The sequence below is a fragment of the Bacillus cereus group sp. BfR-BA-01310 genome, assembly GCF_022664325.1.
GTDB classification, from domain to species: Bacteria; Bacillota; Bacilli; order Bacillales; family Bacillaceae_G; genus Bacillus_A; species Bacillus_A paramycoides.
In genome coordinates this window covers 1-609 of the sequence record NZ_JAKUHD010000080.1, presented here as the reverse complement: position 1 = coordinate 609, position 609 = coordinate 1, and the positions used below count along the sequence as shown (strand labels likewise).

The following is a 609-nucleotide window of genomic DNA, read 5'->3' as shown; positions in this document are numbered from 1 at the left end:
CACACCCATCAACTTAAGGGATATATTTATACAAAATGCGGTCTTTTCACGTAGTATTTTATTATCGTTTATAGATGTTATAAAAGTAGGCATATCAAATAAACCCTGACGGGTTTGAATTTTTTTACTATGCTACCTGATGAGTAGAAGTGGTATACTCATAGACAACACCCAAAATATCAAAGACTGTCTTTTTCTCGTATCGATGAGATTTTCGTCCGTTGTGCTGTAGGAGGTTAAACAGACGAAGGAGAACCTTTGATAGCTCTTGGGTGTTTTTGTGTAATGCTTGGTGAAAAAGTGAAAAATAATCTTTAATTATGTACATCGCTTTATATTCACTTAGCTCTTTCTGTTTCTTACGTAACAGGAGTTCTCTCATCTTAAACATTGTAGAAGAACATAATAGGATACTAATGAGTTGTCCATAAAGATGACATTCTAATCGCTCTTGTTTAATAGATTTACAACGATGAATTTGAAACCAGGATTTCCATATTTTAAATAACAGTTCAATTTGCCAACGTAGTGAATATAAATCATAGATTTTCTCTTTTGATACCCATTCCGTAGGAATGTTTGTCATATATACCGTAATTCCTTGTAAAA

1 protein-coding gene is annotated in these 609 nt (G+C 32.7%); it reads right to left on the bottom strand.

Features of this window, described 5'->3' with window-relative positions; all coding sequences use genetic code 11:
• Window positions 1-127: 127 nt before the first annotated feature.
• Window positions 128-609, bottom strand: a 482-nt coding sequence (locus MR109_RS29615) for a transposase (RefSeq protein WP_242274857.1), incomplete at its 5' end; no start/stop codon positions are given.